The sequence below is a fragment of the Salidesulfovibrio brasiliensis JCM 12178 genome (assembly GCF_001311825.1).
In the GTDB taxonomy this organism is placed as follows: Bacteria; Desulfobacterota; Desulfovibrionia; order Desulfovibrionales; family Desulfovibrionaceae; genus Pseudodesulfovibrio; species Pseudodesulfovibrio brasiliensis.
Map to the genome: position 1 here is coordinate 14,708 of NZ_BBCB01000037.1, position 12,625 is coordinate 27,332.

The window sequence follows — 12,625 nt, forward strand, 5'->3', positions numbered from 1 at the left end:
CATGGGCCGCATCATCGACGTGGTGGCCGGAATCCTCTGGCGTGACGGTCAGTATCTGGCCGTGGACCGTCCCTCCGGCGACTGGGCCGGTTGGTGGGAGTTTCCGGGCGGCAAGATCGAATCCGGGGAGAGCCCGGACGAGGCGCTGGTCCGGGAACTGGACGAGGAGCTCGGCGTCGGCGTGCACGAATTCCAGTTCTGGCGCGAGTTGACGCATGACTATGAACACTTCAGCGTGCGGCTCTATTTTTACCACGTCACCGGATTTCGCGGCGAACCGAGCGGCCTTGAAGGCCAGAATCTGCGCTGGCTTCGGCCGGAACACTATGACGTCGTGCAGTTCCTGCCTGCTGATGAGGATATTGTCGTAGCCCTGAAAAATGGTGCCAGCCCCGGAAACGCCGCGGAAACACCAGTTGAAGCCCGCCCCGAAAAGGAGTAACGTCATTCCCCTTCGCCGATCCCGTTTTTCGGGAGACGCTTGACCTCAAGGCAAAGAAAAGGAGTGACGCTTTGCGGATCTGTGATCTGATTCGACAGAAATCCCCCTTCATTTCCCTGGAGTTTTTTCCGCCCAAGGACCGTGAGGCCTGGCCAAAATTCTTCGGCGTGGTGGACAAGCTCAAGGAGCTGAATCCCCTGTTCGCATCCGTGACCTACGGCGCGGGTGGCGGCACGCAGGACAATACGCTTGAAATCGCCAAGCGCATCAAGTCGGACCACGGCATAGAACCGTTGACGCACCTCACCAGCGTGGGAGCCTCCCGTGAGAGCCTCATGCAGTACGTTGCCGAGCTGGAAGAGGCGGGCATCGAGAACATCCTCGCGCTGCGCGGCGACCCGCCCAAGGACGTCGAAGACTTCGACTTCAACAGGCAGGAGTTCAAACACGCCACTGATCTCGTCGAGTTCATCCGCAAGCATTTCAAAAAGATGTGCGTGGGCGTGGCCTGCTACCCCGAGCCGCATCCCGAGTCTCCGAGCGTGAGCTACGATCTTGCCATGAGCAAGCACAAGATCGAGCTTGGCGGCGAGTTCATGGTCACCCAGCTATTCTTCGACAACCGCGTATATTTCGATTTCGTGGACCGCATGCGCGCCATGGGCGTCACCGTGCCGATCATTCCCGGCGTGCTGCCCATCATGAACATCCGTTCGGCCAAGTTCATCCTCGGCCTCTGCGGCGCGAGCATCCCCGGCACCTTCCTCGCCCAGCTTGAAAAGGCCAACGACGAGGGCGGTGACGATAAGGTCTATGAAGTCGGCATGGCCTACGCCAAGGCACAGGCGCAGGAACTCATCGACAAAGGCGCCCCGGGTGTGCACCTGTACACCCTCAACAGCTCCAAGGCGTGCCTTGAGCTTGGAAATAGTTTGAAATTATAGGCTTTTTGGAGAGTGAAAGCTATGAGTCAGAAGCAGTACCGCGTCGCTGTGTGCGGCGCAACAGGAGCCGTCGGTCAGGAGATGCTGGCAACGCTGGCACAGCGCAATTTCCCGGCATCCGAAGTCATCCCCATGGCCTCGTCCCGCAGCGCGGGCAAAACGGTCGAGTACAATGGTCAGGAACTCACCGTTGTCGAAATGACCGAGGACGCCTTCACCGGCATCGACCTCGCACTCTTTTCCGCCGGAGGCGGTCCTTCCAAGACCTTCGCACCCGCCGCCGCCAAGGCCGGTTGCGTTGTCGTGGACAACTCCAGCGCATGGCGCATGGACCCGGAATGCCCCCTCGTGGTCCCGGAAGTGAACCCGGAAGACCTCGACTGGCACAAGGGCATCATCGCCAACCCCAACTGTTCGACCATCCAGATGGTCGTGGCCCTGCAGCCCATCCATCTTGAGGCAAAGATCAAGCGCGTGGTCGTGTCCACGTATCAGGCCGTTTCAGGCACCGGTCAGAAGGCCATTGACGAGCTGGAAGAGCAGACCCGCCGCCTCATGAACGGCAAGCCCGTGGTGGCTGAAGTCTACCCACACCAGATCGCCTTCAACTGCCTGCCGCACATCGATTCCTTCGAGGAGAACGGCTACACCAAGGAAGAGATGAAGATGGTCAACGAGACCGTCAAGATCATGCGGGACCAGAGCATCAAGGTCACGGCCACCACCGTCCGCGTGCCTGTGTTCTACGGCCACTCCGAGTCCGTGAACATCGAGACGGAAGAGAAAATGACCGCCGAGGAATGCCGCACCCTGCTGGCAGGTTCTCCGGGCGTCACCGTGGTGGACTACCCCGAGAAGCTGGCCTACCCCATGGCCATTGATTCCGCTGGCGAGGACGATGTCTTCGTCGGCCGCATCCGTGAAGACAACACCATTGAAAACGGCCTGAACATGTGGATTGTCGCCGACAACATCCGCAAGGGTGCCGCACTGAACACCGTGCAGATTGCCGAAGTGCTCATCGAACGCGGTCTTGTTCGCGTCCCCTAGATAACGAGCCGTACCACAGAAGGAAAACCGCCGTGAAAAAAAGTCGTGGACAGCCGGGAATACCTCGATCGCATGCTCGCCGCCCCCAGACCCGGCAAGGAGGGCGTACGCGCGTTCTATGAACAGCGCGTCGGCGTCATCTGCAAGGACCCGAACCTCATGCTCATGCCGTGGGACGACCACCTCGTCCATCGCGGCGACGGCGTGTTCGAGGCCATGAAGTGGATCGGCGGCAAGCTTTACCAGCTTGAGGCGCACTTGAAGCGCATGCAGCGCTCCGCCAAGGCCATCCACCTCACGCCCCCGTGCTCCTGGGAAGAGATGGGCGAGACCATTCTCGACGTGGCCCGCGCCGCAGAGCAGGAAAACGGCATGATCCGGGTTCTTCTGGGTCGCGGTCCCGGCGGGTTCGGCATCGATCCCAAGGAATGCCCCGTGGCCAGCCTCTACATCGCGGCCTACGACTTCACCCCGAAGCCGGACAGCTTTTACGAGAAAGGCGCCACAGCGTTCAAGACTTCGGTGCCCGCCAAGCAGCCGTACCTCGCAACCATCAAGAGCATCGACTATCTGCCCAACGTGCTGATGAAACGCGAGGCCGCCGAAAAGGGCTACGACTACCCCCTCTGTTTCGACAGGTTCGGCCTGCTCGCCGAAGGCGCCACCGAGAACGTCTGCATCGTGGACCAGCAAGGCAAGCTCCATATCCCGGAGTTCACCAACTCCCTTGCCGGAACCACGCTTATGCGCGTCATCGATCTCGTCAAAGACGAAGTCGACATCATCTTCCGGGGCATCGCGGAACACGAAATCCTTGAAGCCAAGGAAGTCATCATCGTCGGCACCACCGGCGACGCCATTTCTGTGGTCCGCTACAACGGCAAGCCCATCCACGACGTCCGGCCCGGTCCGGTGGCCAAACGGCTGCGCGAACTCATCCGCAAAGACATGGAAGAGAACGGCACGCCGCTGTAATCTCAGGAATACTATGTTGATAAGCCCCCGCAGCCCATGCTGCGGGGGCTTTTTATTGCAGGGCGGCGTCTGTAATGGCGTTGCGCAGTATTACAAAACGAGGCATGATTTGTCGCTCTCATCCTCAGCTTGGACAGCGCCATGAAAAGAAACGAGTCCGTATCCGTCACGATCCCCGCAAGTGAAAGCCATATCCCCATTGCCGTGTTTGCAGCCAGGCGGTGTGCCGAAAATACGGGATTCCTGCCCGATGATGTCGGTCGAATATGTCTCGCTGTGGAAGAGGGGGTGCACCATGCACTTGAATTCGGGTATGGCGGGCCGCAGGAAACCGTGCAAACTGACATTTCCAGAACAACGCTCAGCCTGAAGTTGACTATCCGTTTCCATGGACTTCCGCTGGAAGTCGGGAAAATGCCGAGATACGATCCGGCGCTGGCCTCCGAACATGGCGATACGACCGGCATGAGCCTGCTGCTCATCGAGAAGATGATGGACAAGAGCGCCTTTTCCTCTCTGCCGGGAGGAAGGCGGTCCGTGTCCATGGAGAAGCATCTTCCGGCACGTCTGGCGGATGATCCGGCCCCGGAAATCGAGGGACATGTACCGCGACGGTCTGACGCATGGACGCTCCGCATGGCTGCTCCGGACGATGCAGAAGGCATCTCGCGTCTGGCATTCCAATCCCACGGAGGGGTCCTGTTCAGCGAACACATTTATTACCCGGACCGCGTCCGGGAGATGCTTCTCGCCGGAGAGATAACTTCTGTGGTCATTGAAGCGGATGATACCAAAGAGATTGCGGCCCACGGTGCGATGGTGAAGCACGCTGCCGACGCCGTGGTGGAGGAACTGACTTTCGGATTCGTTGCCCCTGATTTCAGGAGCAAGGGGTGTGCATCCTCACTGGTAAGGGCTCTTGAAGAAAATGCCGTGAGCCGGGGGGTGTACGCGATTGAAGCCTTTGCCGTCACCAACCATGTTCACTCCCAAAGGGCTGTCCTCGGGCATGGATACAGGGAGTGCGGCCTTCTTGTGGACACGAGCCCGGCTTCGCGGATTTGGGGCACGAGCGACTCCACTGAACCCGAGCGTATCGGAAACGTTATTTTCACGAAATATCTCGGCGAATTTCGAGATCGCCCCCTGTATTTGCCCGAACACCACAGGACGATGATCGAGCGGATTTACGAACATCGTGGCATCACCGTTCAAAGCGGGATGCTGATGGACCAGATGGAGACGGGGCCTGAGTCGACGATCTGGACATTTAGCGATTTGAACGAGGGCTGGAGCCTTGTCGGAATCGATGAGTATGGGCTGGACGGTTTCGTGCAGGTTGAAAAGCGGCTTCAGCGCGCCCTTGCTCAGGGGATCGTTTCCGTTCAGCTCGCGCTGCCTCTTGAAAACCCCGGAACCATGAGCATGACATCTTCATTCGAGGAGATGGGCTTCTTTTTCGCAGGGGTGGGGCCGGACTATAACGGCAACGAAATGCTGATGCTTCAATATGTCAATGCGGCCAACGTCGACTACTGGCGCATCAAGGTCCATTCCGAGTTTGCCGAAGAGATCAAGGAGTACGTTCGCACCCACGACCCTCGCGTCTGATCGGGTTTTTCGGCCCCGTCGAGTCCCGTCCATTCCCTTGTGGTCCGAAAGGGGCCTGACAAAGCTACATCTTCACTCTGTTGACGGCAGTGTTTTCACGCTGGACGCCACGGTGGTATTCGAGATCGGGATTGCCGAAGAGCATGACGTAGACCGATTTGTGATCCTCGGGCACGCCGAGTTTGCTGCCGAGCTCCGGGACGATGTCGAAGAGTGCGTATTTGCCGAGTCCGCACCAGACGGTGCCGAGGCCCTTGGCGGCGGCGCAGAGCTCGAAGTAGCTCAGGGCGATGTATGGATCTGCTTCGGGGCAGGGGGAATCGTCGGGCGATGAGACGATGAGCATGTGGGGCGCGCCACGGAAGGGGACGTCCATGCCTTTGTCCCAGACGGCGAGGAACTGCTCGAAAACGGCATAGCGTTCGGGGAGTCCTTCCGACTGGACCTTGGCGCGGATGCCTTCGAATGCTTCTTTTCGGATGGTGTCCATGGTTTTGACGTCGTCCACGAGGGTGAAGAGCAGGCGGCGGTTGTTTACGCCTGTGGGGGCATGGGCAAGCATGTCCATGAGCCAGTTCACGGTGTCGGGGTCGACGTTTTCCTGCTTGTAGCGGCGGGTGGAACGGCGACCGCGCACAAGTGCCTCCATCTGGTCCGGGCTGGGGATGGCGTCAAGAGACGGACACTTATCCGGGTCCACGCCGAGGATGGAGAGGGCCTCCGTGGGGCATATGGCGAGACAGTGCTGGCACTGGATGCAGTTGTCTTCCTTGCCGGGGACGATGCGCGGGTATTCCGGCTCCAGTTCGATGATGGACCGGGGGCAGTCGGCGGCGCATTCGCCGCATTGGATGCATTTTTCCTCGTCGATGCTGAATTGGAGCATGGCTCTTCCTTTCGGGTTGGCTGTTCAACAGGTCGCGACCAGCATAGCATGTGCGCGGTGAAAGTGAAGAGGGCACTGCGAGGAAACCGGGTCAGCCCTCCTGATTCTCTGCGCGAGTGGGGTTTTCCAGCACGCGCTCCACGGCGATACGCATTTTCCCTTTGATCTCGTATTCGGAGAGCTTGTTGGAAAGCACGATAGTGCCGCTTTGCACGTATCGGGCAGGCAGCAGGTTCAGGGTGAGCGCGTAGATGTCCTGAATGTCCAGCGGGTCGAAGATGAAGTCCTGATATTCTTCGGTGAGAAGCTCGGGCATGATTTCGGCCACGCGCCTTTCGTTGCGATTGCGTATGCCGGCCAACTCCACGCCGTTGACCGTCGGGATTTCGTGCGTTTTCGTCATGGTCCCTCCTTGTTATGTCTTCTGGATATCAGAAAAAGCACACCATTCAAAACATTTTGCGCTCTGGCACGCCACCTGCAAATAGTAACCGGCACAGTCATTAAACCGACAGCAATGGAGTTACGGGAATGACACCCTACGTCAGCAACGCGCTCGGCAGCTATCATAGCAACGCTTACAGCATCGCGAACAAGAATGAATCTTCTGAGCAGAACGAGAAGGCCTCCTCGGAGTCTTCGGGCAGCTCTTCGGGAAAGGGCAACGCGGCTGATCCCCTGGTTCAGCAGAAGGTGAGCGATCTCATGGCTGAACTCTCGAAGTCCGGATTCAGCAAGCTCTCCTTCAAGGACATCAAGGCGCAGCGCGAGGCCATTGAAAAGCAGTTCGACAAGGAGGTCCGCGAGGAACTCAAGGCGCTCGGCGTGGACACGGACAAAAAGTTTCAGCTCATATACGACGAGTCCAGCGGCAAGATCGTGGTTGGCAACAACCATCCGGACAAGAAGGTCATCGAGTCGTATTTTGCGGCCAATCCCGAGCGCGTGAAGCAGTTCAACGTCATTCTGGACATGCAGCAGGTGGAGAATCTCGCGCAGAACAGGCTGGAGCCGCAGCAGTTCCGGGCCAAGATCACGCAGCAGAGCATGGCCTTCTGGTTGAACCAGAACGCACAATCTGACATGTTTTCCGGTATCCGGGGCATCATGTTCGACATTGAAAACAGCTACATGCGCTCGCTCAACATGCGGGTGTGAGGAATCTTTCAGGCACCAAAAAAGCGCGGCCTCCAGACGGAGGCCGCGTTTTTTCGTTTGATGCTTTGGAAAACTAGAGGCTTTCGCCAGCTTCCTTCATGTTTCGCTCAAGTGTTTCACGGATGCGGCAGACGCCGCATTTGTCGAGGGAAGTGGGAGAGCCGCAGGTGTCGCAAGGGGAGAGCGGGTCCCCCTGTTCCTTCTCCAGCAGCTTGAAAGCCGGGCGACCACGCTTGAGGAAGTTGTCGTAGAAGGAGAATTTGCTTCCGGGGCTCTTGTGCTCCAGCTCGCCGAGCAGCTTTTTATGCCCGGTAAAGCTCGCGCCGCCCGAGTAGGGACAGGGATCGGAGTGTATTTCGATGCCTTTCATGAAGGCGTAGTTGGCGGTCTCGAATTCAGTGAGGCGATAGAGCGGCTTGACCTTTCGGATGAACCCTTCCTCGCCGGGCAGGGTCGGTCCCTGATCGGAGAGATAGCCGGAATCCCAGCGCAGGGTGTTGGCAAAGAGCCGGGCGGCCTCGTCGTCAAGGTTGTGGCCGGTGGCCAGTGCATCGAAGCCGCCTTCTCGGGCAATCCTGTTGAAATAGTGGCGCTTGATCTTGCCGCAGACCGAGCAGACCGGGCGTTTGATGTGTTTCTTGATGGCCGGTATGGGCAGGCCCTCCTTGGCCACTTCGAGCACTTGCAGGTTCAGGCCGTGCTGCTGGCAGAACGCCTCGACCTTGGCGCGGGCTTTTGGTGAGCTGTTGGGGATGGCGAGGTCGATGTGCAGGCCGGTGACGTCATACCCCTGAAGCGAGAGTTCAAGCATCAGGGCAAGTGAATCCTTGCCGCCGGAGAGGGCCACGAGGATGCGTTCGTCGTGGGTGAACATCTTCTGCCTGCGAATGGCGGTCTCCACCTGTTTGGTGAAAAACAGCGGGAAGCAGTCCGGGCAGAATGCGGCGTTGTGGCTGGGCAGTGCCGTGGAGGCGGGTGCCTTGCATCGGGTGCATTTCATGGTACCTTCCTCCTTATCCTGCGCTGATGACTTTTTTGACGGTGATGACGTCGCCGTTGAAGAGCTTGACGTCGGGGGTGAGCAGTTCTCCGTTGCGTATGACCAATGCCATGGTGGGGCGCAGGTCGAGCTTGTTGAGCAGGGCGATCACGGTTCTGGTCTTGTAAAGGGTCGTGCTCTTGCCCTCGGGTTCGATATTCACGGTAATCATTTTTCTCCTTTCCCGCAGGACGTTCCTCTCCCGGCGGGGGACGCCCCTTGTAGCCGCTGGCGGCCGATCCATCAAGGATATGGTTGGTGTCGAAATCGTGTGGATAACGAGGCAATGTTAGAAACACGCAAGATTGTCAGAAGAAGAGTTGACCAAAAATCGAATTTCCCATTACATTGAACTACGACTGCAAACTCTCTGGAGGCTCAATGGATCAGCAAAAAATACTCGTCGTGGACGATGAGAAGCACATCCGGATGCTGTATCGGGAGGAACTGGAGGCCGAAGCTTCCAGATCGCCACATCGGACGGCGAGGAGGATATTCTCGACGTCATCCACAGGGAAAATCCGGATATCGTTATTCTGGACATCAAGCTGGGCGTGAACCGTTCCGGACTTGACCTGTTGCAGGAAATACGCACGGAGAACCAGAAGATCCCCGTAATCCTCTCTACCGCGTACGACTCCTACCAGCACGACATCAAGTCCATCGCCGCGGATTACTACGTGGTGAAGTCGGTGGACCTGACGGAACTCAAGGACAAGGTCCGCATGGCCATCAGCAAGGCATCGGTGGACGCCTGACCCTGACAATTTCATTTTTGCCGGAGGGCGCGGAAGTGTCGGTGGGGACGCTTCCGCGCCTTTCCGCAATGCGCCCGGAACCACTGAATCTCCTTGCCTGCACAGCCTCGCTGTGGTAGCCGCTCTTGCATGTTCGACATTTCCAGCACCATCAGGGAAATCGCGATTTTGGCGGTTCCCCTTCTGGCCGCCCTCACGCTCCATGAACTGGCGCACGGACTGGTGGCATACCGGCTCGGCGATCCCACGGCCAAAAATGCGGGACGGCTGACGCTCAACCCCCTCAAGCATCTCGATCCCATCGGGACACTGGTATTCTTTCTCATCAAGATAGGCTGGGCCAAGCCTGTGCCGGTGGATGCGCGGTATTTCAAAAATCCGAGGGCGGGCATGGCGCTCGTCTCGCTTGCCGGTCCCGCCGCCAACTTCATCATGGCCGCTGTCTTTGCGGCCGGGTTCCACCTCGTCGGCTCGATCTCGGTCACGGACCCGCAGGGCATGGGCATGAAGGTTCTCATTCCGGTCCTGCTCATCTGTCAGGCCGGGGTGCTCGTGAACCTGATTCTCGGGCTGTTCAACCTGATTCCCATTCCGCCTCTGGACGGCTCCGGGATCGTGCAGTACTTTCTTCCTCCGCGCCTTGCGTACGAGTATGAACGACTCGGGCGTTACGGCATCTTTTTCATCCTCGGCCTGTTCCTGCTGGGCAACATCATCGGCTTCAGCGTACTCGGGGCGACCCTGTTCCCGGCCGTTCGTTTCGGAGCCGCATTGCTCGGCGTTCCCATCTAACCACAACCAGCGATATCCCAATGAGCGACAAAAAACGCATTCTCTCCGGCATGAGGCCCACCGGTCCCCTGCATCTCGGCCACTATTTCGGCGTCATCGCCAACTGGCTGGACTTGCAGGACGAGTACGACTGTTACTACTTCGTTGCGGACTGGCACGCCCTGACCAGCGAATACGCCGACTCCGGCAGGATCAAGGGCTTTGTGCCCGGGCTGGTGCAGGACTGGGTTGCCTCGGGCATCGACCCCGAGAAATGCGTGATCTTTCAGCAGTCCTGCATCAAGGAACATGCCGAGCTTTTCCTGATTCTTTCCATGATCACTCCGCTCGGGTGGTTGGAACGCAATCCCACGTGGAAGGAGCAGCGCGAGCAGCTCACCAACAAGGACATCCACACCCACGGATTCCTCGGCTACCCCGTGCTGCAGGCCTCCGACATTCTGATGTACCTGCCGGACGCGGTTCCCGTGGGCAAGGACCAGCTCCCGCATCTTGAACTCAACCGCGAGATCGCCCGCCGGTTCAACCATATCTTCGGCAAGGACTTCTTCCCCGAGCCCAAGGACCTTCTCACCGAGGAGGCTAAACTACCCGGGCTTGACGGCCGCAAGATGTCCAAGAGCTACGGCAACTCCATCGGCCTGTCCGAGAACATGGACACCATCATGCCCAAGGTGCGCGGCATGCTCACCGACGAGAACCGCAAGCGCAAGGCCGATCCCGGCGACCCCGCGATCTGCAACCTCTTTCCGTACCACAAGCTCATGACCGACCCGGCAAAGCTGCCGGAGATCGAGGCGGGCTGCCGTGATGCGAGCTGGGGCTGCGTGGACTGCAAGAAGGTTCTGCTCGAATCTCTGGAAAAATTCCTTGCCCCCATACAGGACCGTCGTGCTACGCTCGATAGCGATACGCTCGCGGACATCCTGAACGAGGGCAACAAGAAGGCCCGCGCCTTTGCCCAAAAAACCATGCAACAGGTGCGCGAAATAATCGGTTTCGACTTTTAGCGAATCCGCAACCACGAACCGAAGGAGGGCATATGCCCGGCGCCAACGAAGGAAACAAGGTAAAGGTAGATTACACCGGGAAGTACAAGGATTCCGGTGAAGTATTTGATACCAGCGAAGGCCGCGAGCCGCTGGAATTCGTTCTTGGACAGGGTATGGTGATCGCAGGCTTCGAAAAGGCCATCATCGGCCTGAACCCCGGCGACAAGACCAGCATCGAAGTGCCGCCCGAAGAAGGCTACGGCACCTCCCGTCCGGAACTCGTCTTCGAGGTCCGCAAGGAGCAGCTGCCCCCGAACATCGCTCCGGAAGTGGGCATGATGCTTGAGGTGGCCACCGAATCCGGCGAGACCGCTTACATGCGCATCGCCGACGTGAGCGAGGAAATGGTTACCCTCGACGGGAACCATCCGCTGGCTGACAAAACCCTGCTCTTTGATCTCGAGCTGGTCGAAGTGTCTTAAATCACAGAAAGATGATTGATACGGCCCTGCCTCGGCAGGGCCGTTTTTCGTCGAGGGAGGCGTGATGACGATATCCGGGCGCATAGCGCAGATGAAGCCGTTCATGGTCATGGAGATTCTCGAAGCCGCACAGCGCATGGAGCGGACGGGCGAGAGCATTATCCATTTGGAGATCGGTGAGCCGGATTTCGACACGCCGGAGTGCATCAAGCGCGCCTCCTGCAACGCCCTTGACCGCGGGCACACCCACTACACCCACAGTCTCGGCATCCCCGAACTGCGCGAGGCCGTGAGTGACGACTACCGGGAGCGCTACGGCGTGAGCGTCGATCCCGGACGCGTCATCATCACGCAGGGCACCTCGCCCGCCATGTTTCTGCTCTTTTCCACGCTGCTGGAGGCGGGCGACGAGGTCATCACCTCGAACCCGGCATACGCCTGCTACAACAACTTCATCGAGTTCGCCGGGGGCGTGAGCCGTGCCGTTCCCGTTGTGGAGGAAGACCGCTGGCAGTATCGCGTTGCCGCCGTGCGCGAGGCCGTGAACGAGCGCACCCGTGCCGTGCTGCTCAACTCCCCGGCCAACCCCACGGGCACGCTGCTTTCGCCCGAGCGGATGCGCGCGGTATGCGAACTGGCGGACGAACGGGGCATCCACGTTGTCTCCGATGAAATCTACCATGGCCTTGTCTACGAGGGGAAAGAGCATTCCGTGCTGGAGTTCTCGGACAACGCCTTCGTGTTCAACGGCTTTTCCAAGCTCTACGCCATGACCGGCTGGCGGCTGGGGTACCTCATTGCTCCGGAAAAGTACGTGCGCGCTCTGCAGGTGGCCTGTCAGAATTTCTTTATCTCGGCCAACTCCATGGCCCAGTGGGCCGGGGTCGCGGCGCTGCGCGAGGCCGGTCCCGATGTGGAGCACATGAAGGCCACGTATGACGAGCGCCGCCGATATATGCTCTCCCGCCTTGAAGGCATGGGGCTGTCCATCCCGAACCCGCCCACGGGCGCTTTCTATATTCTGGTCAATTTCCGCAAGTACGCCGAACGGTTCGGCGGAAGCTCCCTCAAGCTCGCCTACGACATCCTTGAAAAGGCGAAGATCGGCGTGACGCCGGGCATCGACTTCGGCACGGGCGCGGAAGGCTACATCCGTTTCTCCTACGCCAACTCCATCGAGAACATCGCCGAAGGCATGGACCGGCTGGAGCGGTACCTCAAGGAATTCTAGCATGCCCCGCGTATCGGTCACGCTGCCGTGTTACAACTGCGAGGCCACGGTGGGCCGCGCGGTTCAGTCGCTGCTTGCCCAGACCCTTGACGATTTCGAGCTCGTCGCCGTGGATGACGGCTCAACGGACGAAACCGCTGCCGTACTGTCGGAATTCGCCCGGCGCGACGAGCGTGTCAGGGTTGTCACGATCCCGCACGGCGGGGTGGTAGCGGCCGCCAATACGGCCATTGCCGAGGCCCGCGCTCCCTACATCGCGCGCATG

Annotated in this window: 15 protein-coding genes and 1 pseudogene; 12 read left to right on the forward strand and 4 right to left on the reverse strand. The window is 59.1% G+C overall.

Translation table 11 applies throughout. The features are described from left to right. Position 1 precedes the first annotated feature (1 nt). The 5 genes from JCM12178_RS10280 (at position 2) to JCM12178_RS10300 (ending at position 5,022) form a co-directional block, all read left to right on the forward strand. A complete protein-coding gene (locus tag JCM12178_RS10280) occupies positions 2-442 on the forward strand; it encodes a (deoxy)nucleoside triphosphate pyrophosphohydrolase (RefSeq protein ID WP_054651102.1) in 441 nt (146 codons plus the stop codon). 71 nt (positions 443-513) lie between these two features. Then, positions 514-1,386 (forward strand): methylenetetrahydrofolate reductase [NAD(P)H], encoded by an 873-nt coding sequence (gene metF / locus JCM12178_RS10285; RefSeq protein WP_054651104.1) that lies wholly within the window; start codon positions 514-516, stop codon positions 1,384-1,386. Positions 1,387-1,407: 21 nt separating this feature from the next. Continuing rightward, positions 1,408-2,436 carry an aspartate-semialdehyde dehydrogenase gene (locus JCM12178_RS10290; protein WP_054651106.1) on the forward strand — a complete coding sequence of 343 codons (1,029 nt, stop codon included), beginning with the start codon at positions 1,408-1,410 and terminating at the stop codon, positions 2,434-2,436. Between the two features lie 72 nt (positions 2,437-2,508). Continuing rightward, a complete protein-coding gene (locus JCM12178_RS10295) occupies positions 2,509-3,411 on the forward strand; it encodes an aminotransferase class IV (protein WP_054651131.1) in 903 nt (300 codons plus the stop codon). 141 nt (positions 3,412-3,552) lie between these two features. After that, positions 3,553-5,022, forward strand: a complete 1,470-nt coding sequence (locus tag JCM12178_RS10300) for a GNAT family N-acetyltransferase (protein ID WP_083465855.1) — start codon at positions 3,553-3,555, stop codon at positions 5,020-5,022. A gap of 64 nt (positions 5,023-5,086) precedes the next feature. Here JCM12178_RS10300 and JCM12178_RS10305 read toward each other — a convergent pair whose 3' ends face one another. After that, positions 5,087-5,908 (reverse strand): nitroreductase family protein, encoded by an 822-nt coding sequence (locus tag JCM12178_RS10305; RefSeq protein ID WP_054651111.1) that lies wholly within the window; start codon positions 5,906-5,908, stop codon positions 5,087-5,089. 91 nt (positions 5,909-5,999) lie between these two features. Next, on the reverse strand, positions 6,000-6,311 hold the full coding sequence (locus JCM12178_RS10310; protein ID WP_054651113.1) for a late competence development ComFB family protein: 312 nt from the start codon (positions 6,309-6,311) through the stop codon (positions 6,000-6,002). 128 nt (positions 6,312-6,439) lie between these two features. On the opposite strand from JCM12178_RS10310, the gene JCM12178_RS10315 reads away from it, so the two are divergent. Continuing rightward, positions 6,440-7,066 carry a hypothetical protein gene (locus JCM12178_RS10315; RefSeq protein WP_054651115.1) on the forward strand — a complete coding sequence of 209 codons (627 nt, stop codon included), beginning with the start codon at positions 6,440-6,442 and terminating at the stop codon, positions 7,064-7,066. Between the two features lie 73 nt (positions 7,067-7,139). Here JCM12178_RS10315 and JCM12178_RS10320 read toward each other — a convergent pair whose 3' ends face one another. Next, positions 7,140-8,066: a TIGR00269 family protein gene (locus JCM12178_RS10320; RefSeq protein ID WP_054651117.1), complete on the reverse strand. Its 927-nt coding sequence runs from the start codon at positions 8,064-8,066 to the stop codon at positions 7,140-7,142. Between the two features lie 13 nt (positions 8,067-8,079). Further along, entirely contained in the window at positions 8,080-8,277 is a 198-nt protein-coding gene (locus JCM12178_RS10325) for a ubiquitin family protein (protein ID WP_054651119.1), read from the reverse strand. A 209-nt stretch (positions 8,278-8,486) separates the two neighbouring features. Between JCM12178_RS10325 and JCM12178_RS10330 the strand changes: the two are divergent. The 6 genes and pseudogenes from JCM12178_RS10330 to JCM12178_RS10355 form a co-directional block, all read left to right on the forward strand. Further along, positions 8,487-8,863: pseudogene (locus tag JCM12178_RS10330) on the forward strand (response regulator). A gap of 129 nt (positions 8,864-8,992) precedes the next feature. Further along, on the forward strand, positions 8,993-9,655 hold the full coding sequence (locus JCM12178_RS10335; RefSeq protein ID WP_054651121.1) for a site-2 protease family protein: 663 nt from the start codon (positions 8,993-8,995) through the stop codon (positions 9,653-9,655). A 20-nt stretch (positions 9,656-9,675) separates the two neighbouring features. Continuing rightward, positions 9,676-10,665: a tryptophan--tRNA ligase gene (gene trpS / locus JCM12178_RS10340; protein ID WP_054651123.1), complete on the forward strand. Its 990-nt coding sequence runs from the start codon at positions 9,676-9,678 to the stop codon at positions 10,663-10,665. Positions 10,666-10,697: 32 nt separating this feature from the next. Then, complete coding sequence (locus tag JCM12178_RS10345) at positions 10,698-11,129, forward strand: FKBP-type peptidyl-prolyl cis-trans isomerase (protein ID WP_054651126.1); 432 nt, start codon at positions 10,698-10,700, stop codon at positions 11,127-11,129. A 64-nt stretch (positions 11,130-11,193) separates the two neighbouring features. After that, complete coding sequence (locus JCM12178_RS10350; protein WP_054651127.1) at positions 11,194-12,360, forward strand: pyridoxal phosphate-dependent aminotransferase; 1,167 nt, start codon at positions 11,194-11,196, stop codon at positions 12,358-12,360. 1 nt (position 12,361) lies between these two features. Continuing rightward, the coding region (locus tag JCM12178_RS10355; RefSeq protein ID WP_157054867.1) for a glycosyltransferase family 2 protein at positions 12,362-12,625 on the forward strand (264 nt) is incomplete at its 3' end.